General features: G+C 64.4%; 23 protein-coding genes. 8 read left to right on the top strand and 15 right to left on the bottom strand.

The window, feature by feature from the left end; all coding sequences use genetic code 11:
* Positions 1–281: 281 nt before the first annotated feature.
* From asd to BME24068_RS22825, 8 genes are all read right to left on the bottom strand, one after another.
* Positions 282–1,403 carry an aspartate-semialdehyde dehydrogenase gene (gene asd / locus BME24068_RS22860; protein WP_096503945.1) on the bottom strand — a complete coding sequence of 374 codons (1,122 nt, stop codon included), beginning with the start codon at positions 1,401–1,403 and terminating at the stop codon, positions 282–284.
* A gap of 82 nt (positions 1,404–1,485) precedes the next feature.
* Positions 1,486–1,605, bottom strand: coding sequence for a hypothetical protein (locus BME24068_RS35105; RefSeq protein ID WP_047901343.1), 120 nt, complete (start codon positions 1,603–1,605; stop codon positions 1,486–1,488).
* A gap of 105 nt (positions 1,606–1,710) precedes the next feature.
* On the bottom strand, positions 1,711–2,778 hold the full coding sequence (gene leuB, locus BME24068_RS22850) for a 3-isopropylmalate dehydrogenase (protein ID WP_174927464.1): 1,068 nt from the start codon (positions 2,776–2,778) through the stop codon (positions 1,711–1,713).
* 79 nt (positions 2,779–2,857) lie between these two features.
* Positions 2,858–3,508 (bottom strand): 3-isopropylmalate dehydratase small subunit, encoded by a 651-nt coding sequence (leuD, locus tag BME24068_RS22845; RefSeq protein WP_174927463.1) that lies wholly within the window; start codon positions 3,506–3,508, stop codon positions 2,858–2,860.
* Positions 3,509–3,573: 65 nt separating this feature from the next.
* On the bottom strand, positions 3,574–3,720 hold the full coding sequence (locus BME24068_RS22840) for an entericidin A/B family lipoprotein (RefSeq protein ID WP_124826391.1): 147 nt from the start codon (positions 3,718–3,720) through the stop codon (positions 3,574–3,576).
* Between the two features lie 3 nt (positions 3,721–3,723).
* A complete protein-coding gene (gene leuC / locus BME24068_RS22835) occupies positions 3,724–5,133 on the bottom strand; it encodes a 3-isopropylmalate dehydratase large subunit (protein WP_096503953.1) in 1,410 nt (469 codons plus the stop codon).
* Positions 5,134–5,294: 161 nt separating this feature from the next.
* Complete coding sequence (locus BME24068_RS22830; RefSeq protein ID WP_174927560.1) at positions 5,295–6,053, bottom strand: Tat pathway signal protein; 759 nt, start codon at positions 6,051–6,053, stop codon at positions 5,295–5,297.
* 32 nt (positions 6,054–6,085) lie between these two features.
* Positions 6,086–6,907, bottom strand: a complete 822-nt coding sequence (locus BME24068_RS22825; protein ID WP_174927462.1) for a hypothetical protein — start codon at positions 6,905–6,907, stop codon at positions 6,086–6,088.
* Positions 6,908–7,314: 407 nt separating this feature from the next.
* Between BME24068_RS22825 and BME24068_RS22820 the strand changes: the two genes are divergently transcribed.
* Positions 7,315–7,647: a cupin domain-containing protein gene (locus BME24068_RS22820; protein WP_174927461.1), complete on the top strand. Its 333-nt coding sequence runs from the start codon at positions 7,315–7,317 to the stop codon at positions 7,645–7,647.
* Positions 7,648–7,859: 212 nt separating this feature from the next.
* Here BME24068_RS22820 and BME24068_RS22815 read toward each other — a convergent pair whose 3' ends face one another.
* Positions 7,860–8,816: a LysR family transcriptional regulator gene (locus tag BME24068_RS22815; RefSeq protein ID WP_174927460.1), complete on the bottom strand. Its 957-nt coding sequence runs from the start codon at positions 8,814–8,816 to the stop codon at positions 7,860–7,862.
* A gap of 101 nt (positions 8,817–8,917) precedes the next feature.
* Here BME24068_RS22815 and BME24068_RS22810 point away from each other — a divergent pair, with 101 nt between their 5' ends.
* From BME24068_RS22810 to BME24068_RS22785, 6 genes are read left to right on the top strand one after another with little or no spacing between them, the layout of a single operon-like run.
* On the top strand, positions 8,918–9,994 hold the full coding sequence (locus BME24068_RS22810) for an ABC transporter ATP-binding protein (protein WP_096503959.1): 1,077 nt from the start codon (positions 8,918–8,920) through the stop codon (positions 9,992–9,994).
* Positions 9,995–10,036: 42 nt separating this feature from the next.
* On the top strand, positions 10,037–10,750 hold the full coding sequence (locus tag BME24068_RS22805) for an HAD-IA family hydrolase (RefSeq protein WP_174927459.1): 714 nt from the start codon (positions 10,037–10,039) through the stop codon (positions 10,748–10,750).
* Between the two features lie 16 nt (positions 10,751–10,766).
* Positions 10,767–12,080, top strand: a complete 1,314-nt coding sequence (locus tag BME24068_RS22800; RefSeq protein ID WP_174927458.1) for an NAD(P)/FAD-dependent oxidoreductase — start codon at positions 10,767–10,769, stop codon at positions 12,078–12,080.
* A 47-nt stretch (positions 12,081–12,127) separates the two neighbouring features.
* The gene (locus BME24068_RS22795) at positions 12,128–12,997 is read left to right on the top strand and encodes an ABC transporter permease (RefSeq protein WP_174927457.1); all 870 of its coding nucleotides are present in this window, start codon (positions 12,128–12,130) and stop codon (positions 12,995–12,997) included.
* Positions 12,994–13,791 (top strand): ABC transporter permease, encoded by a 798-nt coding sequence (locus tag BME24068_RS22790; RefSeq protein WP_096503965.1) that lies wholly within the window; start codon positions 12,994–12,996, stop codon positions 13,789–13,791. Before BME24068_RS22795 ends, BME24068_RS22790 begins: the two co-directional genes overlap by 4 nt.
* Positions 13,792–13,798: 7 nt before the next feature.
* On the top strand, positions 13,799–15,226 hold the full coding sequence (locus BME24068_RS22785) for an aldehyde dehydrogenase family protein (RefSeq protein WP_174927456.1): 1,428 nt from the start codon (positions 13,799–13,801) through the stop codon (positions 15,224–15,226).
* 190 nt (positions 15,227–15,416) lie between these two features.
* On the opposite strand, the gene BME24068_RS22780 is transcribed toward BME24068_RS22785, so the two are convergent.
* Together BME24068_RS22780 and BME24068_RS22775 are read right to left on the bottom strand one after the other, a co-directional pair.
* Positions 15,417–17,177: a GMC family oxidoreductase gene (locus BME24068_RS22780; RefSeq protein WP_174927455.1), complete on the bottom strand. Its 1,761-nt coding sequence runs from the start codon at positions 17,175–17,177 to the stop codon at positions 15,417–15,419.
* A gap of 9 nt (positions 17,178–17,186) precedes the next feature.
* Positions 17,187–18,197, bottom strand: coding sequence for an ABC transporter substrate-binding protein (locus tag BME24068_RS22775; RefSeq protein WP_096503971.1), 1,011 nt, complete (start codon positions 18,195–18,197; stop codon positions 17,187–17,189).
* 530 nt (positions 18,198–18,727) lie between these two features.
* Between BME24068_RS22775 and BME24068_RS22770 the strand changes: the two genes are divergently transcribed.
* A complete protein-coding gene (locus BME24068_RS22770) occupies positions 18,728–19,453 on the top strand; it encodes a glutathione S-transferase (protein WP_174927454.1) in 726 nt (241 codons plus the stop codon).
* 56 nt (positions 19,454–19,509) lie between these two features.
* Here the strand turns inward: BME24068_RS22770 and BME24068_RS22765 are convergent, their stop codons facing one another.
* The 4 genes from BME24068_RS22765 to BME24068_RS22750 all read right to left on the bottom strand — a co-directional run bounded on the left by BME24068_RS22765 (position 19,510) and on the right by BME24068_RS22750 (position 22,948).
* Positions 19,510–19,908, bottom strand: a complete 399-nt coding sequence (locus BME24068_RS22765) for a DUF4440 domain-containing protein (RefSeq protein ID WP_174927453.1) — start codon at positions 19,906–19,908, stop codon at positions 19,510–19,512.
* A gap of 44 nt (positions 19,909–19,952) precedes the next feature.
* Positions 19,953–21,485, bottom strand: a complete 1,533-nt coding sequence (locus BME24068_RS22760; RefSeq protein WP_096503977.1) for an amino acid permease — start codon at positions 21,483–21,485, stop codon at positions 19,953–19,955.
* 138 nt (positions 21,486–21,623) lie between these two features.
* Positions 21,624–22,088, bottom strand: a complete 465-nt coding sequence (locus tag BME24068_RS22755; protein ID WP_174927452.1) for an Lrp/AsnC family transcriptional regulator — start codon at positions 22,086–22,088, stop codon at positions 21,624–21,626.
* 101 nt (positions 22,089–22,189) lie between these two features.
* Positions 22,190–22,948 carry a dimethylarginine dimethylaminohydrolase family protein gene (locus BME24068_RS22750; RefSeq protein WP_174927451.1) on the bottom strand — a complete coding sequence of 253 codons (759 nt, stop codon included), beginning with the start codon at positions 22,946–22,948 and terminating at the stop codon, positions 22,190–22,192.
* Positions 22,949–22,975 lie beyond the last annotated feature (27 nt).

Below are 22,975 nucleotides of genomic sequence, written 5' to 3'. Positions count from 1 at the left end.
GCGACTCTGCGCGTCGTAACCGCGTAGTTTACTTCACACGATCGGGTTCGGGCCGAATTCGTCGCCGGCGGGCGCGGCCGGCCGTGGCCGTGCATCGTTGCAACGGCGCCCACGCGGGCCGCCGGCGCACGAATCGCGTGCAATGGTCTTGTCGAAAACGGGGGCACCGATCGATACCGCCCCTGCGCACGCGGGCCACCAACGAAAAACGCCTGCCGCCCCGCAAAGGGCAGGCAGGCGTATCGCTTCGCGCGCCGATGGCGCGCGGTGCGGCCCGATACTTACTTGTCGAGCAGGATGCGCAGCATGCGGCGCAGCGGCTCGGCCGCGCCCCACAACAGTTGATCGCCGACCGTGAATGCCGACAGGTATTCGCCGCCCATCGCGAGCTTGCGCAGGCGGCCGACCGGCACCGTCAGCGTGCCGGTGATCCTGGCCGGCGACAGATCGCGCATCGACGCTTCACGCTCGTTCGGCACGACCTTCACCCAGTCGTTCGCCGACGCGAGGATGCCGTTGATCTCGTCGAGCGGCACGTCCTTCTTCAGCTTGATCGTCAGCGCCTGCGAGTGGCAGCGCATCGCGCCGATCCGCACGCACAGGCCGTCGACGGGGATCGAGCCCGGCTCGCCCATCGCGGGCTTGCCGAGGATCTTGTTGGTTTCCGCGCCGCCCTTCCACTCTTCCTTCGACATCCCGTTGCCGAGATCCTTGTCGATCCACGGAATCAGCGAGCCGGCAAGCGGCACGCCGAAGTGGCTCGTCGGCATCGCGTCGCTGTTCATCGTCGCGAGCACGCGGCGGTCGATGTCGAGGATCGCGGAAGCCGGATCGGCGAGCTGTTCCTGCACCGCGCCGTGCAGCGCGCCCATCTGCGACAGCAGTTCGCGCATGTTCTGCGCGCCCGCGCCCGATGCGGCCTGATACGTCATCGCCGTCATCCAGTCGACGAGGTTCTCGCGGAACAGGCCGCCGAGCGCCATCAGCATCAGGCTGACCGTGCAGTTGCCGCCGACGAAGTTCTTCGTGCCCTTGACGAGCGCATCCTTGATCACGTCGAGGTTGACCGGATCGAGAATGATGACCGCGTCGTCCTGCATCCGCAGCGACGATGCCGCGTCGATCCAGTAGCCGTTCCAGCCGGCCGCGCGCAGCTTCGGGAACACGTCGTTCGTGTAGTCGCCGCCCTGGCACGTGATGATCACGTCGCACTTCTTCAGCTCGTCGACGTTGGTCGCGTCCTTGAGCGTAGTCTCGTTTTTCGCGAACGATGGCGCCTTGCCGCCCGTGTTGCTGGTGCTGAAAAACACCGGTTCGATCAGGTCGAAATCGCCCTCTTCCTGCATGCGCTGCATCAGCACGCTGCCGACCATGCCGCGCCAACCTACGAGACCTACGTTCATGACTAACCCTTTGAATGGAGCTTCCCCGCCATTTCCGTCCCCGGCGTGACCGCGCGGGGAAACAGGCGGGCACGACGGACGATCAGCGTTTAATGATCGTTTTCGTGGTAATGGTTTTCGTGATGACGATGGCGCGCGCACCCGCACGGGCAATGTTGCCGTGGAGTTTCAAGACCGGGGAGATCAGGGAAATCAGCGCCATCGTTCGAGTCTACACAAAGCCGGTTGCCCGCACAACGGTCAACCGTGCGCGAACCGGCCGATTTTCCGGCCCGTTCGCGCCCTTTCTACATTCACTGCCGACGCGTTACAGCGCGGCGACCACGGCATCGCCCATCGCCGCCGTGCCGACCTGCTTGCAGCCCGGCGTCGCGATGTCGCCCGTGCGATAGCCTTGTTCGAGCACCGTTTTCACCGCGCGCTCAATGCGATCGGCCTGCTCCGCGCGATTCAGCGAATAGCGCAGCAGCATCGCGGCCGACAGGATCGTCGCGAGCGGATTCGCGATGCCCTTGCCCGCGATGTCCGGCGCCGAACCGTGCGACGGTTCGTACAGACCCTTGTTGTTCTTGTCGAGCGACGCCGACGGCAGCATGCCGATCGAACCCGTCAGCATCGACGCTTCATCCGACAGGATGTCGCCGAACATGTTGCCGGTCACGATCACGTCGAACTGCTTCGGCGCCTTCGCGAGCTGCATCGCCGCGTTGTCGACGTACATGTGCGACAGCTCGACGTCCGCATATTCCTTCGACACGTCGATCATAACGTCGCGCCAGAACTGCGACGTCTCCAGCACGTTCGACTTGTCGACCGACAGCAGCTTCTTCGCGCGTTTTTGCGCGGCCTGGAACGCGACGTGCGCGATGCGGCGCACTTCCGGTTCCGAGTAGCGCATCGTGTCGAAGCCTTCGCGCTCGCCGGCGAACGGGCCGTCCGGCGCTGCGCGCACGCCGCGCGGCTGGCCAAAGTAGATGTCGCCGTTCAATTCGCGCACGATCAGGATGTCGAGGCCCGCGACGAGCTCCGGCTTCAGCGGCGACGCATCGACGAGCTGCGGATAGCAGATCGCCGGGCGGAAGTTCGCGAACAGCTCGAGGTGCTTGCGCAGCCCGAGGATCGCCTGCTCGGGGCGCAGCGCGCGCTCGAGCGAGTCGTACTTCCAGTCGCCGACCGCGCCGAACAGGATCGCGTCGGCTTCCTTTGCGAGCTTCAGCGTCGCGTCGGGCAGCGGATGACCGCTCGCCTCGTAGCCCGCGCCGCCGACCGGCGCCTGCTCGAGCTCGAATTTTTCGTCGAGTGCGTTCAGCACCTTGACCGCTTCGTTGACGATTTCCGGACCGATGCCGTCGCCGGGCAGCACTGCAATCTTCATGCGTTATTCCTGACTGGGTAGATTTTTATGGAGGCAGGCGGGCAAGCGCGCCCCTGGCGCGCCCAACCGAAAGACGATCTCAGCCGACCAGCTTGTTGTTGAGCCACGGCTGCTTCGCGAGCCGCTCCGCTTCGAACTGACGAATCTTGTCGGCGTGACGCAGCGTCAGGCCGATGTCGTCGAAGCCGTTCAGCAGGCAGTACTTGCGGAACGCGGTGATATCGAACGAATACTCGCGGCCGTCGCCCGTGCGCACGACTTGCGCGTCGAGATCGATCGTCAGCTGATAACCGGTGAACGCGTACGTATCGTTGAACAGGTGATCGACCTGCTGCTCGGTCAGCACGATCGGCAGCAGCCCGTTCTTGTAGCAGTTGTTGAAGAAGATGTCCGCGAAGCTCGGCGCGATGATCGCGCGGAAACCATACTGCTGCAGCGCCCACGGTGCGTGCTCGCGCGAGCTGCCGCAGCCGAAGTTCTTGCGTGCGAGCAGCACCGATGCGCCCTGGTAGCGCGGCTGGTTCAGCACGAAGTCCGGGTTCAGCGGGCGCGTCGAGTTGTCCTGGCCCGGCTCGCCGTGGTCAAGGTAGCGCCATTCGTCGAACGCGTTCGGACCGAAGCCCGTGCGCTTGATCGACTTCAGGAACTGCTTCGGGATGATCGCGTCGGTGTCGACGTTCTCGCGATCGAGCGGCGCCACGACGCCGGTATGTACAGTGAATTTTTCCATGATCCGTCTATCCGGTTGAAGGGCCGGCAATCAGCCGGCGCACATCGACAAATTCTCGGCGGGCATCAGTCCGCGGCGCGCTGGAGCGCGTTGCCGGCGGCATTGACGTCCTCGCCGAAGCCTCGGACGGTATTGCAACCGGCCAGGCCGAAGCCCAGCCCCGCGAGCGCCAGCGCGGCAACCAGCCGCGCGATGACCTTCGATGCCGTCACGCGTTACCCCAGCTTGCGAATATCGACGAAGTGACCTTCGATCGCCGCTGCCGCCGCCATCGCGGGGCTCACGAGGTGCGTACGGCCGCCCGCGCCCTGCCGGCCTTCGAAGTTGCGGTTCGACGTCGACGCGCAGCGCTCGCCCGGATCGAGCCGGTCGGCGTTCATCGCGAGGCACATCGAGCAGCCCGGCTCGCGCCATTCGAAGCCGGCGTCGGTGAACACCTTGTCGAGCCCTTCGCGCTCGGCCTGCGCCTTCACGAGGCCCGAGCCCGGCACGACCATCGCGAGGCGCACGTTCGACGCGACGCGACGGTTCAGCTTCTTCACGACGTACGCGGCCGCGCGGATATCCTCGATGCGCGCGTTCGTGCACGAACCGATGAAGATCTTGTCGACCTTGATCGACTCGATCGGCGTGTTCGGCTCGAGCGCCATGTAGGCCAGCGCGCGCTCCATCGCGTCGCGCTTGACCGGATCCTTCTCGCGCTCCGGGTCCGGCACGCGACCGTCGATCGACGTGACCATTTCCGGCGACGTGCCCCACGTGACCTGCGGGACGATCTCGGCGGCGTTCAGCTCGACGACGCGGTCGAACTGCGCGCCTTCGTCGGACTTGAACTCGCGCCAGTATTCGACGGCCTGGTTCCATTCCGCGCCGGTCGGCACGAACGGACGGCCCTTCAGGTAGTCGATCGTCGTATCGTCGACGGCGACCATGCCCGCGCGCGCGCCGGCTTCGATCGCCATGTTGCAGACGGTCATCCGGCCTTCCATCGTCAGCGCGCGGATCGTCGAGCCGCCGAATTCGATCGCGTAGCCCGTGCCGCCTGCCGTGCCGATCTTGCCGATGATCGCGAGCACGATGTCCTTCGCGGTACAGCCGCGCGGCAGCGTGCCCTCGACCTTCACGAGCATGTTCTTGCTCTTTTTCTGCAGCAGCGTTTGCGTCGCGAGCACGTGCTCGACTTCCGACGTGCCGATGCCGTGCGCGAGCGCGCCGAACGCGCCGTGCGTCGACGTGTGCGAATCGCCGCACACGATCGTCATGCCCGGCAGCGTCGCGCCCTGCTCCGGCCCGATGATGTGCACGATGCCCTGGCGCACGTCGTTCATCTTGAACTGCGTGATGCCGAACGCATCGCAGTTCGCATCCAGCGTGTCGACCTGCAGCTTCGAGACGGGATCGGCGATGCCGTGGCTGCGATCGGTGGTCGGGACGTTGTGGTCCGACACGGCCAGGTTCGCGCTGATGCGCCACACCGGACGGTGCGCGACGTTCAGCCCTTCGAATGCCTGCGGGCTCGTGACTTCGTGCAGCAGTTGACGGTCGATATAGAGCAATGCCGTGCCGTCGTCCTCGGTGTGGACGACGTGGGTGTTCCACAGTTTGTCGTAGAGAGTCTGTGCCATGGGTATGCGGGGTCGTTGTGACTACAAGCCTTACTGGTGCGATCGATTATGCCACGCAGAATGCGCCACGGCGCAGCGCGGACGAGAAAAAACCCATTAAAAACAGTGGTTTGTCTGGTAGTGCCAATACCTGTATCGGCATTACCAGCCAAATTGGGGCATCAGCCGTTCGGGTATTCGCGGCTGATCAGGTCGAGCCGCAGCATGCCGAGCTGTACGCCCGCGTTGCTCAGCAGGTAGAGATCGCGACGACGCAATGCGGGCATCTGCGCGGAAGTGTCGTAGAACACCGGCAGCGTCAGCCCGGCCGGCACCGCCGCCTGCAGCCCCGCGGCCGTCGCCGCGCGCACGGCCAGCGACGCCTGGTCCAGATGCGTGACGATCCCGACCTTGCCGAGCGCCGCGGCCGAGCCGGCCTGCCGGACGATCGCGGCGGCGACGCCATCGGGCGTCGGGATCGGGCTGCCGGCGGCCACGGCCGGCGTCGCGATCGACGTCACGCCGGCCGTCAGCCCGTATTTCGAGGCGAGCACGCCCGCGACTTCCTGCTGCGCGTAAATCGGCGCCGCGACCTTCTGCCGAAGCAGGAACACCGCATCGGCAATCGACTCGTTCACCGGGCCCGGTACGGGTGCCGCGCCGGACGCGCCCGCGCGATTGCCGAAGCTGAACGCGGCGATCGTGTCGATGCCTGCAGGGTCAAGGGTCGGCGGCGACCATGAGAAAAACGTGTCGAGGAGGTAGCCAGTCTCGTCGGTGGCAACCGTGGAGTCGTTCAGTTCGTTCGTCAGCTTGCCGAGCATCTGGCGCCGAAGCTCGGCATCGGACACGGGCGCATCGCCCGCGCGCGCGGGCACCGCGGCGGCACACGATACGGCAAGCAACGAAGAGGAAGTCAGGAAATGGCGGCGGGTCGTCATGGTCATCGGAGTCGAATGGAAAGCGGAAGGCATCAGCCCTTCGGAAACGCCTGCATCGTCGCGGCGATCGCGCGGGTCAGCATCTGCGCATACATGTCGTGCACGAGGTAGAGGCTGCGGTTGCGCGTCCACGGCTGGCCCGATTGCGGGTCGTACACGGTCGGGAGCGACACCTCGGCGACGGCAGCCGCCGTCATGCCCGCCTGCTGCGAGGTCTGGATGCAGCGCTTCGCATGATCGCGATGGCCGACCACCGCCACGGTGCCCATCGCGGCCGCGCCGCCCGCGCGCGTGACGGCCTCGGCCGCAACGCCGGCCGTGCTCAGATACACGATCGTGCCGTCGCTTGCGATCACCGGCTCGACCGACGACAGCACGTCGCCGCCCATCCCGTACTTCGACACGAGAAAGCGCGCGATTTCCCACTGCGCGTAGACCTTGACGGGTTTCAACTGGCGGATCCGGTACACGGCGTCCGCCAATGCTTCGTTGACGGGCCCCGGATCGGGCAGCGCGGACTGGTTGCCGCCCGTGCTCGACGTGTTGCCGCTCGCCGCGTTCGGGCGATTGCCGAAGCTGTACGCAACGATCGCGCCGATCTGCGCGGCCGGCACCGTCGGCAGATCCCACGTGAAGCCGACATCGGTCAGCGCCGGCACGATCGCGTCGACGGTCGCCGCATCGCCGAGCTGCGCGTTCAACTTCGCGGACATCTGCGCGGCCAGCGCCGCATCGGTGACCGGCGCCGATACGACATCGTCGCCACCGCATGCGCTCAACAGCGGCGCTGCTGCAACGGCCGGCGCGGCAGCCAGGAATTTTCTGCGTGTAGCAGTCGACGGATTCAATTTCATCAGAAATACGAAATGATGCGAAGCGCGCCGTCTGCATGCCACGGCGTCGCACATCGCGGGTTCACGGGAAATGACAATCGGGCGAGTCGCGCGGTTCGGCGAGGGGCGGCAGGATCGAAGCGCGAGCCTCGACGCGACGCTCCGTCGATTGACGATGCGCGATCGTAGTAGGCGTTTATTAAATCGTGGTGAACCTGTCGAACGAATGCGGACGTTCATCGCGCCGTTTCACCGGTGGACACGTTCGTTTCATCGGCGGCGAGCGCGGACGGTCGCCGTTTCATCGATGGTGCGCAACGTGATGCGCATGCGGCGTCGCACGCGGCGGGCCAATCGTCGTGTTTCGCGCTACGATGGCGCGATCCGCATGCCCACGTTCCCACGATCCGGACCCGGAGCCTACGACGATGAAGCTCGGCATCGACGCATCGCTCGCGCGCCTCGACGATGAAGGCACGCTGTTCACCACGCTGTTTCGCCACGGCACGCTCGACGTCGAGTTGTACCGGCCGCGCAGCGAGGACCGGCAGACGCCGCATACGCGCGACGAGGTCTACGTGATCGCCGCCGGCACGTCGCGGTTCGTGCTCGACGGACGCGAATGCGGGGTCGCGGCCGGCGACGTGCTGTTCGTGCCCGCCTTCGCCGCGCACCGTTTCGCCGGCTTCTCCGACGACTTCTCGACCTGGGTGTTCTTCTACGGCCCCGAAGGCGACGAGCGCGACGAGCGCGGCGCATGAGACACATGAGACGCGGCTTGCACCGCGCTGTCCGTACGATCTCCTGGCAGGCTGCCGGTTCGCCGGTTCGCCGAAGCGCCGAGCGAGATTCGATCGGGCGGCGTCGCATTGCCGTTTCTCTTCGAGAGAAACGGCGAAAACCCTTAAGCCAAATCGGCAGGCAACGGACAGTTATTCGAAGTAAAGCAGATCTCGTGCAACCGAGCGCCCGCTCACCCCAACTCAACCCCCACCTGCTTCATCGCCCCCCGCAATCCCAACCCCGGATACTTCCCCTCGATCACCCGCAAATCGCTTAACGCTTCCTGAATCAGCCAATCCCGCACATCGGCGACGATGGGCCTCGTGGGTTTGTTCTGCGGCGTCAGCAAGCAGCACCGCCTGCTGGACACAAGGAGTTCCTGCTCCGCAGGCACCAGCGTTCCTTGCGCGAGCCAGTGCGACGTAACGTTCAACCAGCCTAAAGCAATCCCCTGCCCGAGCAGCGCCGCCTGCACGACAATCGCGTAATCGTTGAAGCTCAGCATCCCCGCGGCATGGCGATTGCGCGATGCAAACGCATGAAAGCGCTCATGCCATCCGCGCTCCTCATCGTCCATCATGATGACCGTGTCGCCGTCGACGCGATTGGTCTCGTCGTAACGCGCATCGCAAACGGGCAACAGCATTTCGGGCATGACCAAGACCGCGTGCTCGTCGATTTCTTCGTCATGCAGAAAACGCATGCCTAGATCGACATCGACCAGCGGGCCGCCAATCCGGCCGGATATCAGCTGAAACCGCAAATCCACCGAAGGAAACGCCTGATTCAACCGCTTCATGCGCGGCATCAGCCAATGCGTGGTAAACCCTGTGGAGACTGACAGCGTAACGGTTTCAACACCGGTGGCACGCGCTTCGATTTCCCGTATCGCACTTTCGATTCCGCTGAAGCCCTCCGAAATCTTGCGATAAAGAATCCTTCCGTTCTCCGTTAATTCGATTCCTCCGCGCACGCGATCGAACAAGCGCACGCCGAGATGCTCCTCCATACGCGCGAGCATGCGGCTCACCGCAGGCTGGCTCACGTAAAGCTCCTGCGCCGCGCGCGTGAAATTACCGCAGCGCGCGGCGGCTTCGAAGACGAACAGCGCGTTGGCGCTCGGGAGTTTCTTGCGAAGGTTTGGCATGACTTCATGTTATGCCCGATCCAACAATTTTGGAATTGCTGTCAATAAAGTTGCGACTTAGTATTTTCCTCAACCACGGCTTGTCATATGGAATGAATGTCATGGACGCACGCGCAAAAACGGGAGTGTCAATCCGGTCGGCCACCAAGCGCTACGACGCAGTGACGGCGCTGGACGACGTATCGCTCGATATCGCGCCGGGTGAGTTCGTGTCGCTGCTCGGCCCGTCGGGTTCAGGCAAGACCACGCTGCTCGGCATTCTCGGCGGCTTCGTGCAACCGAGTTCCGGCAGCGTCTGGGTCGGTGAGCGGGACATTACATTTGCGCCGCCGCACAAACGCAATATCGGCATCGTGTTTCAAAACTACGCGCTGTTTCCGCATATGACCGTTGGCGAGAACGTCGCGTTTTCGCTGCGTGCGCGGCGTGAACCGAAATCGACCTGGCCCAAACGCGTCGCCGATGCGCTCGCCATGGTCGAACTCAAAGGCTACGAAGATCGCGGCATCCATCAGTTGTCAGGCGGACAGAAGCAACGCGTCGCGCTGGCGCGCGCGATGGTCTTCCAGCCGCAACTGATCCTGATGGACGAACCGCTCTCCGCGCTCGACAAACAACTGCGCGAGACCATGCAGATCGAATTGCGCAGGCTGCATCGGCAACTGGGCGCGACGATCGTGAACGTGACGCACGATCAGCGAGAAGCGCTCACCATGAGCGACCGCGTCGCCGTGCTGAAGGACGGCAAGCTCGTGCAGATCGATACCCCCGAGCGCCTCTACGACCGCCCGTGCGATGCCTTCGTCGCGAGTTTCATCGGCGAAGCGACGTTGCTCGACGTGACCCGGGCCGGCGACGATGCCGTGCGTCTCGGCGACACGGTGCTTCGCACCGCGCATCCTCTGCCACGCGGCGAAAAACTGCTGCTCGCCGTGCAAACCGAAAAGCTCGTCATCGATGCCGACAATCGGCACGCGGACTCGAATCGCCTGAATTGCCGCGTGACCGAAATCCTGTACCAGGGCGAAAGCCTGCGCGTGTTCGCCGAGCTCGCCGACGGCACGGCCATCAGCCTTCGACAACCCGGTAGCCATGAAGCACGGCGTCGCATTCCGGAACCGGGCGCATCCATGACGGTGGCGCTCGATCCGCAGGACACCATCGTCGTTCCAGCCTGACTCTCTCTCACGCGTGCAAACGCAACTGCAAAGGATGAAGCAATGAATCTCCTCGATTTCAAGGTCCTGACGTTCGATGTCGTCGGCACGCTGATCAACTTCGAAAAGGGCGTGCTCGATTCCGTGCACCGTCTCGGCGGCGCAAAGGCGAAGGACCTGACCGACGACCAGATTTTCGGACCGTACATGGATGGCCGCGCGAAATATCCCGGCCGCTCCAGCCACGCGATGGCGAACGTCTACCTGCATCTCGCCAGGGAACTGGGCCTGCCCGATGACGCGCAAACCGCCGCCGCCTTCCAGCGCGACGTGCTCGACTGGCCCGCATTCGAAGACTCTGTCGCTGCACTGAAGCGTCTGCGCAAGCACTTCCGCCTCGTCGCCATGACCAACGCCGACCGCGTCGCGTTGTCCGCGTATGCGCACACCCTCGGCAATCCGTTCGATGACACCGTCTGCTGCGACGAAACCGGCGTCCCCAAGCCCGATCCGCAATTCTTCGCGTACAACCGCGGACGTCAGGCCGCCTTCGGCTACAAGTTCGAGGAGATTCTGCACACGGCGCAGAGCCAGTATCACGATATCGGCGTGGCGACGAAGCTGGGTTATGCGACGTGCTGGATCGAACGCCGTCAGGGCCAGAAAGGTTTCGGTGCGACGCCCACGCCCGAATCCGTGACAACGCCGACCTTCAGGTTCGCAACGCTCGCCGCGCTCGCGGATGCCGTCGAAGCCGAAGTCCGCGCAGCCGCATAAGGCGAGGCCGAAGCCCATGCGCGCCCCGACGACACCGCCACGCCCGCACGCCGATTCGCTCTGGCGTGCGCTCGCCGCACCCGCCGATCCGCGAGCGCCGCTCGCCCGCGATCTCGATGTCGAGGTGGCGATCATCGGCGCGGGCTACTCGGGGCTGACCGCCGCGTACGCATTGCAGAAACGCGGCGTCGCGTGCGCGGTGCTGGATGCGAATCCGGTCGGCTGGGGCGCAAGCGGGCGCAACGGCGGCGTGGTGTCGTCGAAATTCCGGCCGTCGTTTCCGGCCATCGCCCATACCTTCGGTGTCGATGTCGCCGTGCGCATGCATCGGCTGGCGCATGACGGCGTGCGCGCGGTCGAAGCACTGCTCGACGAATTCAAGCTCGACAAGGCGCGCTTCGAACATACCGGCAGCTTGCGGTGCGCGCATACGGATCGCGCGCTCGAATCGATCAAGGCGGAAGCCGACTGGGTGCGAACCACGCTCAACGACACGTCGATGAGCGTGCAATCGCGCGCGCAGATCGAGCACGAAACCGGATCGAAGGGCTTCGTCGGCGGCGTGCTGAGCGCGGACGCGGGCACCATTCTGCCGCTCGAATACGTACGCGGCCTGGCGGCCGGTGTCGAATCGCGCGGCGTACCGATCTACGAGAACACGCCGGTGACCGGCATGTCGCGCGCCGACGGCAAGCGCGTCGAGCTGAAAGCGCCCGGCGGCACGGTGCGCGCGAAACAGGTGATCGTCGCGACGAACGCGTACTCGAACCTGACCGATGCGACATCGGCCTATCATCGCGAACTCGTCCCCTTCCGAAGCGCGATGATCGCAACGGCGAAGCTATCGCCCGAGCTCGATGCGCAATTGATGGTCAATCGACGCAGCTACACCGAAACGCGCCGCATGATGAAGTGGTTCCGCAAGGTCGATGGCCGCATGCTCTTCGGCGGGCGCGACGCATTCGGCAAGGAAGGCGCGCCGACCGGTTTCGATGCGCTGCAACGCGCGATGATCGCGCTGTTCCCGATGCTCGGGGGCGTGCCGGTGGCGTATCGCTGGTCGGGCTATGTCGGCATGACCTTCAATGCGCTGCCGCACGTCGGCCGCAGCGACGACGCCACCGTGTTCTGTCTGGGCTACAACGGCGCGGGCGTGGCGATGGCCAGTCTGATCGGGCAGCACGCGGCGGCGCTCGCGCTGGGCGAAAAGCCCGAACTGGCGTTGCTTGCGCAGGATGGCTTGCGGCCCGTGCCGTTTCACGCGCTGCGCGCGCCGGGCGTCAGGCTCGTCGCTGCGTGGTATCAGTTTCTCGACGCCGTGGGTGCATGATGACGACAGCCAAACGGACTCAACGGATTTTTCAGGACCCGACCGCGATGCACGCAGTATCGACCGACCCTTCGGTGCGCCACCAGCAACGCGAAGACCGCGCGATGCTGCTTCTGATGGCGCCCGCGCTGCTCGTGGTCGTTGTGCTGCTGGTGGTGCCGCTGGCGTGGCTTTCGTGGGAATCGATCTATCACGATGGCGGCTTCACGCTCGCCAACTACAAGCGCGTGTTCACCGGCGCTTATCTCGATACGTTTCTGCTGACCTTCAAGCTCAGTCTGATCGTCACGGTCATCACGTTGTTGCTCGGTTATCCGGTGGCGTATTTCGCGGCATCGATCTCGCCGCGATGGAGCGCGCTGGTGCTCGGCATGGTGATGCTGCCGTTCTGGACCAGCGTGCTCGTGCGCACGTATGCGTGGCTCGTGCTGCTGCAACGGACCGGTCTTATCAACAAGGCCTTATTGGGCATGGGATTGATCGATCGGCCTTTGCAGCTTTCGTATAACCAGTTCGGCACCGTGATCGCGATGGTTCACATTCTGCTGCCGTTCATGGTCTTGCCGCTGTATTCGGCGATGCAGAAGATCCCCGCGAACCTGTCGCAGGCGGGCGCGAGTCTCGGCGGCTCGCCCGTGCATGTGTTCCTGCGCGTGTTCCTGCCTTTGTCGATGAGCGGCGTGCTTGCAGGCGTGACGCTCGTTTTCATCCTGTGTCTGGGCTTCTACATCACGCCGGAACTGATGGGCGGCGGCAAGTCGATGATGGTCTCCATGATCGTCAGCCGCAACGTCGAGATCTACAACAGCTGGGGCGCGGCGAGCGCCGTGAGCGTGGCCCTGCTGGTCTGCGTGTTCGCGATCTTCTATGCCGTGAGCCGCGTGATTCCGCTCGAAAAGACGCTGGGGGCAAAATGAACTCACTCTCGTTCGGACGCGTGACGCTGGGCGCATCGGTGATGCTGATTCTGGCGTTTCTGATGATCCCGGTGATCATCGTCGTGCCCTTGTCGTTCTCGGACGCGCGCTTTCTCACCTTCCCGCCGCCGGGGTATTCGCTGCGCTGGTATCACGCTTTCTTCGATAACCCCGCGTGGATCGAAGCCGCCAAGACGACGTTCGCCGCATCGACGTGTGCCGCGCTGATCGCGACGCCGCTCGGCATCATGGCGGCGTACGGCATTCAGTACGGCTCGCATCCGTGGCTCAAGTACTTGCGCACGATTCTCATGCTGCCGCTGATGGTGCCGATCATCATCGTCGCGGTGGGCGTGTTCTTCGTGTTCTCGCAGGCGGGTTATGTGAATACGCTGACGGGTCTGATCGTCGCGGATACCATGCTCGGTCTGCCGTACGTGCTGATTTCAGTCGGCGCGGATTTGCGCACCTTCGACCGCACGCAGGAGATGGTCGCGCGCAGCCTCGGCATGAATCGCTTTCGCGCGTTCATGGCGGTGACGCTGCCGCAGATCAAGGCGAGCGTGATTTCCGGCGCGGTGTTCGTCTTCATCCAGGCGCTCGATGAAACCGTCGTGGCGCTGTTCATTTCGGGCGGCCCGAATCAGACGCTGACGCGCCGCATGTTCGTCACCTTGCGCGATGAAATCGACCCGACCATCGCCGCGATCAGCACCATGCTGACCGCACTGACCTTGTGCCTGGTGATGTTCGTCGTTATCAGCCGCCGTTCCAATGCCGCGGCACGAGCCTGAGGATTACATGCGACATCTCCAGCAGTTTTATATCGATGGCGAATGGGTCGAGCCTTCGGGCAGCGAGCGTCTGCCGGTGATCGATCCATCGACGGAAACGTCTTTGGGCGATGTCGCTTTAGGCGATGAACACGACGTGGATCGGGCGGTCGCGGCGGCGAAACGCGCATTCGTCACATTCTCGCAAACGAGCGTGGCGAAGCGCGTCGCGTTGTTGCAAAGCGTGCTCGAAGCGTACCTGGCGCGCTACGACGAAATGGCCGATGTCATCATGCGCGAGATCGGCGCGCCGAAGAAACTCGCGCACGCGTGGCAGGCGGGATTGGGCCGTCGGCACCTCGAGGAAACGCTGTACGCCATCGAACATTTTCCGTGGCAGCGCAGGAAGGGCACGACGCTCATCAATCACGAACCGGTCGGCGTGGCGGCGCTCATTACGCCGTGGAACTGGCCGATCAATCAGATCGTCTGCAAGGTCGCGCCGGCGCTGGCCGCGGGTTGCACGGTGGTGCTCAAGCCCAGCGAAGTCTCGCCGATGAACGCGATTCTCTTCGCCGAAATTCTCGAAGCAGCGGGCGTGCCTGCGGGCGTCTTCAACCTCATCAACGGCGATGGCCCCACGGTTGGCGCCGCGCTGTGCGCGCATCCGGACGTGGACATGGTGTCGTTCACGGGATCGACGCGCGCGGGCGTCGAGATTGCACGACTCGCGGCGCCAACGGTCAAGCGTGTGCATCAGGAGCTGGGCGGTAAATCCGCCAACATTCTGCTCGACGATGTCGATTTCGAAGCGGCCGTAACGGCGGGCGTGAACGCGTGCTTCGGCAACAGCGGTCAGTCGTGCAATGCGCCAACGCGCATGCTGGTGCCCGCATCGCGGCACGATGAGGCGGTGGCGATTGCATCGCGCGCGGCGGGCGCGGTGCGCGTCGGCCGTGCTGACGATGCTTCGACGACGATGGGGCCGGTCGTCAGCGATGTTCAGTATCAGCGCGTGCAGCGGTTGATCGGCGTGGGTATCGACGAAGGGGCGAAGCTGGTGGCGGGTGGTCTGGATCGTCCCGATGGTTTGGATCGCGGCTATTACGTCAAGCCCACCATCTTCGCCGACGTGAATCCGTCGATGACCATCGCGCGTGAGGAAATCTTCGGGCCGGTGCTGGCGATCATGCCGTATCGCGATGAAGAAGAAGCTATCGCGATTGCCAACGATACGCCGTTTGGTCTGGCGGCCTATGTGCAATCGGCGAATCAGGAACGGGCGCGGCGCGTGGCCTTTCGGATGCGCGCGGGAAGCGTGTATGTGAATTATCCGGCGTGGGACCCGGGTTCGCCGTTTGGCGGGTACAAGCAGTCGGGAAATGGACGCGAATATGGTGAGTGGGGATTGGAGGCGTTTCTGGAAGTGAAAGGGATTGTGGGGTTTGGGGCGTGATCTCGGGCCGCGCTAATAGCCTTTACGACGCGACGGTGCAAAAGGAAGTGAGCGTACTCCGCGCACAATACCCACGGCTAGCAAACCCGATGCGCACTCGAAGCTGGCGTGGCGGCGCTACCCCGACCGGCGCATGGATTGCGGCGATCGCTATTCGCTTCATTGCCCCTGGTATCGGCTGGACGATCGTTCAGGGCGCACGGGAAATCCGAGCTCCGGCTTCAATCGCGGCCTCACTGCTTTCGGAGCCGGACCGCGAATCGCTTGCCAAACGGTAGCGCAACGCATCCGCCACCCGCTCCGCCATCATCACCGTCGGCACATTCGTATTCGCGCACGGAATCGACGGCATCAGCGATGCATCGCAGACATGCAGACCTTCGACGCCATACACCCCGCCGCGCGAATCGGTAACGGCGAGGGAATCGTCGGCGGCGCCCATGCGGCAGGTGCCGGACGGGTGCCACGTACCGCCGACCGAGCGCGTGACGAACTGCGTCATCGCGGCATCGTCGGCAAGGAGTTCGTCGATGGTCACGCCTTGCGTCACCACGCCTTTGATCAGCGCGGCGCGCAACGGCCCGGCCATATCGAGCATGCCACTCAGCAAACCGCGCTGGATCGCGTTCCACGTGCCGGGAACGGCCACCGCCGCCACCCGCGGCGAATAGCTCGACGGGAAAACCACATCGCGCGAGTCTGCCATCAATGGCGAGGCCAGCGTCGCCGCGCCGAAGCGCAACGCCAGCTTCAAGCGCTCGAGATCGCGCGAATCAGAGAGCATCGCGAAATCGACGTTGGGTTCATCGGACGCGGAAGAAGACGCCAGCGTCACGCGCCCACGCGAATACGACTTGTTGACCCAAAAGAAAATCGTCCCCAGCCGATATCCCACCGAATGCCAGCCCGAACGGGACAAAATCGCGCCGTGCATATCGCCGGGAACCGTGTTCGGCAAGTGCGACGAGAAACGCACGATCGCCTGTTCGTGATGCTCGTCGGGGAACGGCGTGCGCGCGTCACGCGGCAAAAAAGCCGATACCGCGATCGACGGATGCTCCATCAGATTGCGTCCCACGCCCGCACGGTCACATACGATGTCGATTCCATGCTTCGCCAGTTCATCGCCCGGACCGATACCGCTGCGCATCAACAGCGCCGGCGTATGAATCGCGCCCGACGATACGATCACGCAGCGCGCCCGCACTTCCTCGCGCGATCCATCGGCGCGCAGCACGCGCGCACCGACCGCGCGCTTGCCATCGAACAGCACGCGTTCGACGATTTCGCCAGTACGAATCGAAAGATTGCGACGGGCGCGAACCGTATCGTCGAGATAGCAAACCGAGGTGGGAATGCGCTCGCCTCCGGCGCTTACCGCAATCGAGCCGATAAACGCGCCGTCTTCCCACGACCCGTTTTGATCGTCATGCAACGCGTGTCCGGTCTTGCCGAGCGTATGCAGCACCGAACGCACGAACGGCGAAATGCGCGACCATTCGGTGCGCTCGATACGCACGGGTCCATCGCTGCCATGTAATGGCCCGCTGAAATCGCAATCCGATTCGAGCTTGCGGAAATACGGCAGACACGACTGCCAGTTCCAGCCGGCGGCGCCCAGCGCTTCCCACTCGTCGTAATCGGCGGGCGCGCCGCGATTGGCCATCATCGCGTTGATCGCCGAGCCGCCGCCGAGCACGCGCGCCTGCTCGTAGCGACGCATCGGCGCGTGCCTCGAGACGCTCATGCGCGCCTTCAGCGTCTGCCAGATATGGTGCGTGTCGAGATACGCGCGGCCCGGATAGCGGCTGCGGATCGCATCGGGCATGGTCTGGGCGGAGATATTGCGCCCCGCTTCGACGATGCACACGTTCGCGCCCGCATCCTCAGAAAGGCGCGCGGCCAGCACGCATCCCGCCGAGCCGCCGCCCAGGATCAGATAGTCGATCACGACACTGCGTTACTGCATGAACTTGAGCCAGCGCGCCTTCGCCTGAATGCCCGGCTCCGACGCCCACCACTCTTCCGACATCAGCGCCTGCTTCGCCGCATTTGCCGGCGACGACGGCAGTTCCGCCGCACGTTTGTCGGTGATCTTGCCGGTCTTGAACGCTGCTGGATTGCCCGGACCGTAATCGATATACAGCGGCAGATTCGCCTGCAATTCCGGTGACAATGCCGCGTTCATGAAGCGCATGGCATCGCTCAGATTCGGCGCGTTCTTCAGCACGCAAAGCTGGGTGTTTTGAAGGATGCCGTCATTGAACGTGAAGCCGACGTCCGGATCGTCCTTCATCACGGCGCTGACGCGGCCGTTCCAGATCATCGTCATATCCACTTCGCCGTCGTGCAGCAATTGCGCCGACTGGCCGCCCGACGTCCACCACACCGTGATGTTCGGCTTGATCTGTTCGAGCTTCTTGAACGCACGGTCCACGTCGAGCGGATAGAGCTTGTCGCGCGGCACGCCGTCTGCGAGCAGGGCGGCTTCGAGCACGGTCATGGGGTCGTTGCGCAGCGCGCGCGTGCCGGGGAAATTCTTCACGTCCCAGAAATCCTTCCAGCTTTGCGGCACTTTCTTGAGCGTCTTCTTGTTGTAGCCGATGACGGTCGAATAGAACTCATAGGCGGCCGAGTACGGCGTGCGGTATTTCTCCGGCATCGCGGCGGCGTTGGGGATCTTCGAGAAATCGAGCTTTTCGAGCAGACCTTCGCGGCCGCCGCGCAGACAATTCGAGGTCGGAGTATCGATCACGTCCCAGATCGGCTTGCCGGCTGCGGCCTGCGCCTTGATCGACGGATACGCGTCCGGAATGCTGTCCTGATTGATGGTGATGCCGAGTGCCTTCGCGGCGGGATCGAGAATTGCCTTGGTCTGCGCTTCCTGATACGCGCCACCCTGCGAGACGAACGTGATTTTTCCGGCAGCGAAGGCAGGCGCGGTGGCCGCGATGCTCAGCGTCAAAGTCATGGCAAGCGGGCGAAGCGAGAAGCACGAACGACGGAACCTGGCAATATTCTTCACGGCGTTTCCTTGACAAGGGGTTAAGCGGTGGCAGTCATGCAGGCCGCGCAGCGCCGCTCTTTTGACGAAGCAGCTACCGCGCGCGCTTGAATAAAAATATATTGAGTCAAATAGACGGGGGCAACGCCGGAATTGTTGTAGTGGCTATGACCTGAAGTTATGTCAGGGTAACAGGATCTGTCTACATACAAACGACCATGCGTTGCCCCTTTACCGGGGCAACGCCTCGGGAACACCCGAAATCGACTGCATGGCGACGTCGTGCGCCGCTTGTTTGGCTCGCCCAACGGCGCGCCTTGCGCCTCTCCGTGTGCCCCGCAGGTAATCCCCTGGCGGATGGCCGATTTCGGGCATTCGCATGGCCGTTTGTATGTGAACAACCTAGACTGTCTATTCGCAACGGGCGGCGCACGGCCGCCCTCCCCGCCATCACGATGCGGGCATCGCCTGACGCATCGACCGGACAGGAGCACTGTATGCGATACGAACTCTATTACTGGCCCGAAATCCAGGGCCGCGGCGAATATGTCCGGCTCGCGCTGGAAGCGGCCGAGGCCGACTATGTCGACGTCGCGCGCGAATCGGGGCGCGGCATGGGCGTGTCGGCAATGATGCACATGATGGACAGCGCGAAGGCCGAACACGTGCCGTTCGCGCCGCCGTTCCTGAAGGCCGGCGATGTGCTCGTCGGGCAGGCCGCGAACATCCTGCTGTTTCTCGGCGCGCGGCTCGGGCTCGCGCCCGACGACGAGGCCGGCCGGCTGTGGGTGCATCAACTCCAGTTGACCGTCGCCGACTTCGTCACCGAGATCCACGACACGCATCACCCGATCAGCAGCGGCCTGTACTACGAGGACCAGAAGGCCGAGGCCGCCGAGCGCGCGGCCGATTTCCTCGAGAACCGGCTACCGAAGTTCCTCGGCTACTTCGATCGCGTGCTCGCGCAGAATCCGCACAAGGGCGGCTATATCGCGGGCAGCGCGCTCAGTTACGTCGACCTGTCGATATTTCAGCTGATCGAAGGGCTGCGTTACGCGTTCCCGAAAGCGATGAAGCGCGCGGAACGCAAGGTTGCGGGGCTCGTCGGCCTGCATGACCGCGTTGCCGCGCACCCGCCCATCGCGCGCTATCTCGAATCGGAGCGCCGCATCCCGTTCAACGACATGGGCATCTTCCGGCACTATCCGGAGCTGGATCGGTAACGTCACGACCGGCCGCGGCGCCGCGCGCCGTCGCGCGCGGCGGCACCCGCGCTCGTTCAGGCGGTCACCGGCGTCTCGTGCAGGTGCAGCCATACGATATGGCCGTCCGCTTCGCGTCGCAGCACGGCGGTCGAGCGCCGGACCGTGCGTCGCCCTTGCCCGTCGGTCTGCGTCTCGCGATAGCCGATCACCGCACCGTCGGACCACACGGCAATCCCGCGCAGTTCGTCGATGCCGATCGCGAGCCCCGGGCGGGCGCCGTGCCCGTGCGAGAACAACGCGGCAACGCCCGCGTGGCCGATCGTCGCGCCCTGCAACGTGATCATCGAAAACTCCGGCGAAAAACGCGCGAGCAGCGGCGCAAACCGGTCGGGCTGCGCACGGCCCGACAGCCAGCATTCGATGTCGACGTGCGCGTCGACGATTTCGTTGAAAAACGGATCCGGCAGATGCATGGTTCTCTCAGGTTCGTGATGAAACAGCCGGCGCGAATGAACGCTCAGTGCGATGGCCCGTGCTGCGTCGCCGCCGCATCGACGGCCTCGACCGAACGCGTCAACCACGGGCCGATATCCATCTCCTCGTACCGCACGAGCCGGCTCTTGCGCGCGCGGCGATACGCCCACCAGATCGCGACGAACAGCGGAATCCACACGTAGATCGACAGCACTTCCATCCAGTCGATGCGGGTCGCGAAGAACGCCTGGTAATCCTGCCCGAGCGAGATCACGATGCAGACCGCGATCGCGAACAACGGCCCGAACGGGAACCACTTCGCGCGGTACGGCAACTGGTCGAGCCGGTAGCCCTGTTTCAGGAAACCCTTGCGGAACCGGTAATGGCAGACCGCGATGCCGAGCCATGCGATGAAGCCGGTGATGCCGACCGTATTGAGCAGCCACAGGTAGATGCTCTGGTTGTTGGTCAGCGAGGTCAGAAAGCACAGCCCGCCCACCGCCATCGTCGCGTACAGCGCGTTGCGCGGCACGCCGCCCGGCGACAGCGTCGCGAACATCGCGGGCGCACGGCCTTCGGCCGCGAGGTTGTACAGCATCCGCGTGGCCGCATACGTGCCGGAGTTGCCGGCCGACAGCACGGCCGTCAGGATCACCAGGTTCATCGCGCCGGCGGCAAGCCGGAAGCCCGCATGGCTGAATACCAGCGTGAACGGGCTCACGCCGATGTCGGTCACGTCGCTCTTCAGCAGGTTCGGATCGGTGTACGGCACCAGCAGCCCGATCACGAAAATCGCGAACACGTAGAACAGCATGATCCGCCAGAAGATCTGCTTCACCGCGCGCGGGATCGTCTTGCGCGGGTTTTCCGATTCGCCGGCCGTGATCCCGACGAGCTCGGTGCCGAGAAACGAGAATCCCGCGATCAGCGCGACGCTCATCATCGCGTGCACGCCGCCGACGAACGGCGCGTCGCCGATCCTGAAGTTGCGCAGGCCGACTGGGTGCCCGTTGCCGAGCAGGCCGGCCGCGATCAGCAGCCCGGCCGCGATGAACGCGATCACGGTGACGACCTTGATCAGCGAGAACCAGTATTCGGATTCGCCGAAGCCGCGTACGGACAACGTATTCAACAGGAAGATCAGCACGAGGAACCCGGCACCCCACCACACGCCCGGAATCTCCGGAAACCAGTAGCGCATCACGATCTGCCCGGCGACCAGCTCGATCGCGATCGTCACGGCCCAGCTGTACCAGTAGGTCCAGCCGAGCGCGACGCCGAAGCCCTCGTCGACGTACTTCTCGCCGTAGACCGCGAACGATCCCGACACCGGCATCAGCGCGGCCATCTCGCCCAGCCCGGTGACGACGAAGTAGACCATCAGCCCGATCGCGATATACGCGGCGATCGCACCGCCGGGCCCGGCCTGCGCAACCGACGCGCCCGATGCGACGAACAAGCCCGTGCCGATCGAGCCGCCGATCGCGATCATCGCGATGTGGCGGCTCTGCAGCCGGCGCTTGAGCACCGTCCCGGACGGTGCGGCCGTCTGAGCTGCCGCTTGCAAAGCATCCATAGTGTTCACCCTGATTGGATTCGGCGCGATCGATTTGATTCGGAATACCAATCGATCGCGCCGGTTATTCGCCTCGAAACCGGCGCTGCCCGACGGGCCGCGCATCCGCTGCCACCGGCCCGTACGCGCACTGCCCCGTCAGACGACGCTGCGCTTGATCGCCTGCAGCTCGGCCGTCGTCACGATCTTCTCGATCCGGAAACGCGAACTTTCCAGCCACGCGTTCGCGATCCGCCGGTATTCGTCGAGATCCTCGCACGCGAGCCGCACGAGAAAATCGAACGTACCGCTGACGAGCCAGCAATCGAGCACGGCCGGATTCACCCGCATCTCGTCCTCGAACGGCGCCTGCGAACGCCCGTGATCGGCCAGCACGATCTGCGCGATCACGACGATCGGCTTGGTCGCGCGCGGCGCCTTGATCACCGCGCGGTAGCCTTCGATCACGCCGAGCGCCTCGAGCCGTTCCACGCGCGCCTGGCACGGGCGCGGCGTGAGGTTCACGCGCTCCGACAGCTTCCGGTACGAGATTCGTCCGTCGGTGCGCAGGATGTCGAGGATCCGTAGATCGATCTTGTCGAGCTGCATCTTCTTGTCGGTCATCCGCGTTCGCTCCGGTCGGGTCGTGGCTGGTGCGCGGAGCGTCTCCTCCAGTTCCGCGCGGGGGCCACATTATCCGGCCGAAGCGGCCGCGCGCCAATCGGCTAGAACCGCAGCGACAGGCAGGTCAGGCCGCCGTCCATCTTGCGGAACTCGCTCGTGTCGATCACGTGCAGCGGCAGCCCGAGCGAGCCGATCGCGTCGTGCACGCGCGGATAGCCGGCCGGCGTGATCAGCGTGCCGTTCACGCGCAGCGTGTTGCCCGCATATTCGTCGGCGGCCGAAATCGCGATCCGGCGATAGTCGGCGAACGCCGGATGTGCGGCCAGCGCCTCGGTCACGAGCAGCGTGTCGTCGCCGAGCGCGTTGACGACCGACTTCAGGTGCAGGCCGGCGCCGACCGGCACCGCGACGACCGAATAGCCGTAGCGCGACACCAGCGATTCGAACGCGGCGATGCCTTCGGCGTCGGTGCGGCTCGTCAGGCCGATGAAGAAGCGCTTGCCGACCAGCATCACGTCGCCGCCGTCGAGACGGCCGGCCTGCATCGGCAGCAGGTCGCGATGCGCGCCCAGCGCCGCTTCGATGTGTACCGTCTCGCCGCGCCGTGCGGGCGCGCCGGGGCGCGTGATCACCGCGAACTCGGGCGTCACGACGGCGACGTCCTCGACGAAGTGCGAATCGGGGAATGCGTCCAGCAGCGGCAGCTCGGTCAGCTCGACGCCGAGCCCGCGCAGCGCATCGCAGTACGCGTGGAACTGCGTGAGGGTCTTGTCGTAGTCCGGCGCACCGAGCACGGCGGTGGTGAGACCCGCGCCACAGGACGGCGCGGGACGGCGAACGATCGCTTGCGTGAATTGCATCGACTTCTCCATGGTCATCGCTTCCCC

It is taken from the genome of Burkholderia anthina, from assembly GCF_902498995.1.
GTDB classification, from domain to species: Bacteria; Pseudomonadota; Gammaproteobacteria; order Burkholderiales; family Burkholderiaceae; genus Burkholderia; species Burkholderia anthina.
The sequence above is the reverse complement of the archived record's forward strand: the minus strand, read 5'-3'. Positions and strand labels throughout refer to the sequence as shown.

Coding starts and splice junctions, on each gene's coding strand:
- leuB (WP_174927464.1), bottom strand. CDS start 2,778: ATGAAGATTGCAGTGCTGCCCGGCGACGGCATCGGTCCGGAAATCGTC.
- BME24068_RS22775 (WP_096503971.1), bottom strand. CDS start 18,197: ATGACTTTGACGCTGAGCATCGCGGCCACCGCGCCTGCCTTCGCTGCC.
- BME24068_RS22770 (WP_174927454.1), top strand. CDS start 18,728: ATGCGATACGAACTCTATTACTGGCCCGAAATCCAGGGCCGCGGCGAA.
- BME24068_RS22760 (WP_096503977.1), bottom strand. CDS start 21,485: ATGGATGCTTTGCAAGCGGCAGCTCAGACGGCCGCACCGTCCGGGACG.
- BME24068_RS22830 (WP_174927560.1), bottom strand. CDS start 6,053: ATGACGACCCGCCGCCATTTCCTGACTTCCTCTTCGTTGCTTGCCGTA.
- BME24068_RS22800 (WP_174927458.1), top strand. CDS start 10,767: ATGCGCGCCCCGACGACACCGCCACGCCCGCACGCCGATTCGCTCTGG.
- BME24068_RS22815 (WP_174927460.1), bottom strand. CDS start 8,816: ATGCCAAACCTTCGCAAGAAACTCCCGAGCGCCAACGCGCTGTTCGTC.
- BME24068_RS22820 (WP_174927461.1), top strand. CDS start 7,315: ATGAAGCTCGGCATCGACGCATCGCTCGCGCGCCTCGACGATGAAGGC.
- asd (WP_096503945.1), bottom strand. CDS start 1,403: ATGAACGTAGGTCTCGTAGGTTGGCGCGGCATGGTCGGCAGCGTGCTG.
- BME24068_RS22790 (WP_096503965.1), top strand. CDS start 12,994: ATGAACTCACTCTCGTTCGGACGCGTGACGCTGGGCGCATCGGTGATG.
- leuD (WP_174927463.1), bottom strand. CDS start 3,508: ATGGAAAAATTCACTGTACATACCGGCGTCGTGGCGCCGCTCGATCGC.
- leuC (WP_096503953.1), bottom strand. CDS start 5,133: ATGGCACAGACTCTCTACGACAAACTGTGGAACACCCACGTCGTCCAC.
- BME24068_RS22765 (WP_174927453.1), bottom strand. CDS start 19,908: ATGCATCTGCCGGATCCGTTTTTCAACGAAATCGTCGACGCGCACGTC.
- BME24068_RS22795 (WP_174927457.1), top strand. CDS start 12,128: ATGCACGCAGTATCGACCGACCCTTCGGTGCGCCACCAGCAACGCGAA.
- BME24068_RS22750 (WP_174927451.1), bottom strand. CDS start 22,948: ATGCAATTCACGCAAGCGATCGTTCGCCGTCCCGCGCCGTCCTGTGGC.
- BME24068_RS22825 (WP_174927462.1), bottom strand. CDS start 6,907: ATGAAATTGAATCCGTCGACTGCTACACGCAGAAAATTCCTGGCTGCC.
- BME24068_RS22785 (WP_174927456.1), top strand. CDS start 13,799: ATGCGACATCTCCAGCAGTTTTATATCGATGGCGAATGGGTCGAGCCT.
- BME24068_RS35105 (WP_047901343.1), bottom strand. CDS start 1,605: ATGGCGCTGATTTCCCTGATCTCCCCGGTCTTGAAACTCCACGGCAAC.
- BME24068_RS22755 (WP_174927452.1), bottom strand. CDS start 22,088: ATGACCGACAAGAAGATGCAGCTCGACAAGATCGATCTACGGATCCTC.
- BME24068_RS22805 (WP_174927459.1), top strand. CDS start 10,037: ATGAATCTCCTCGATTTCAAGGTCCTGACGTTCGATGTCGTCGGCACG.
- BME24068_RS22810 (WP_096503959.1), top strand. CDS start 8,918: ATGGACGCACGCGCAAAAACGGGAGTGTCAATCCGGTCGGCCACCAAG.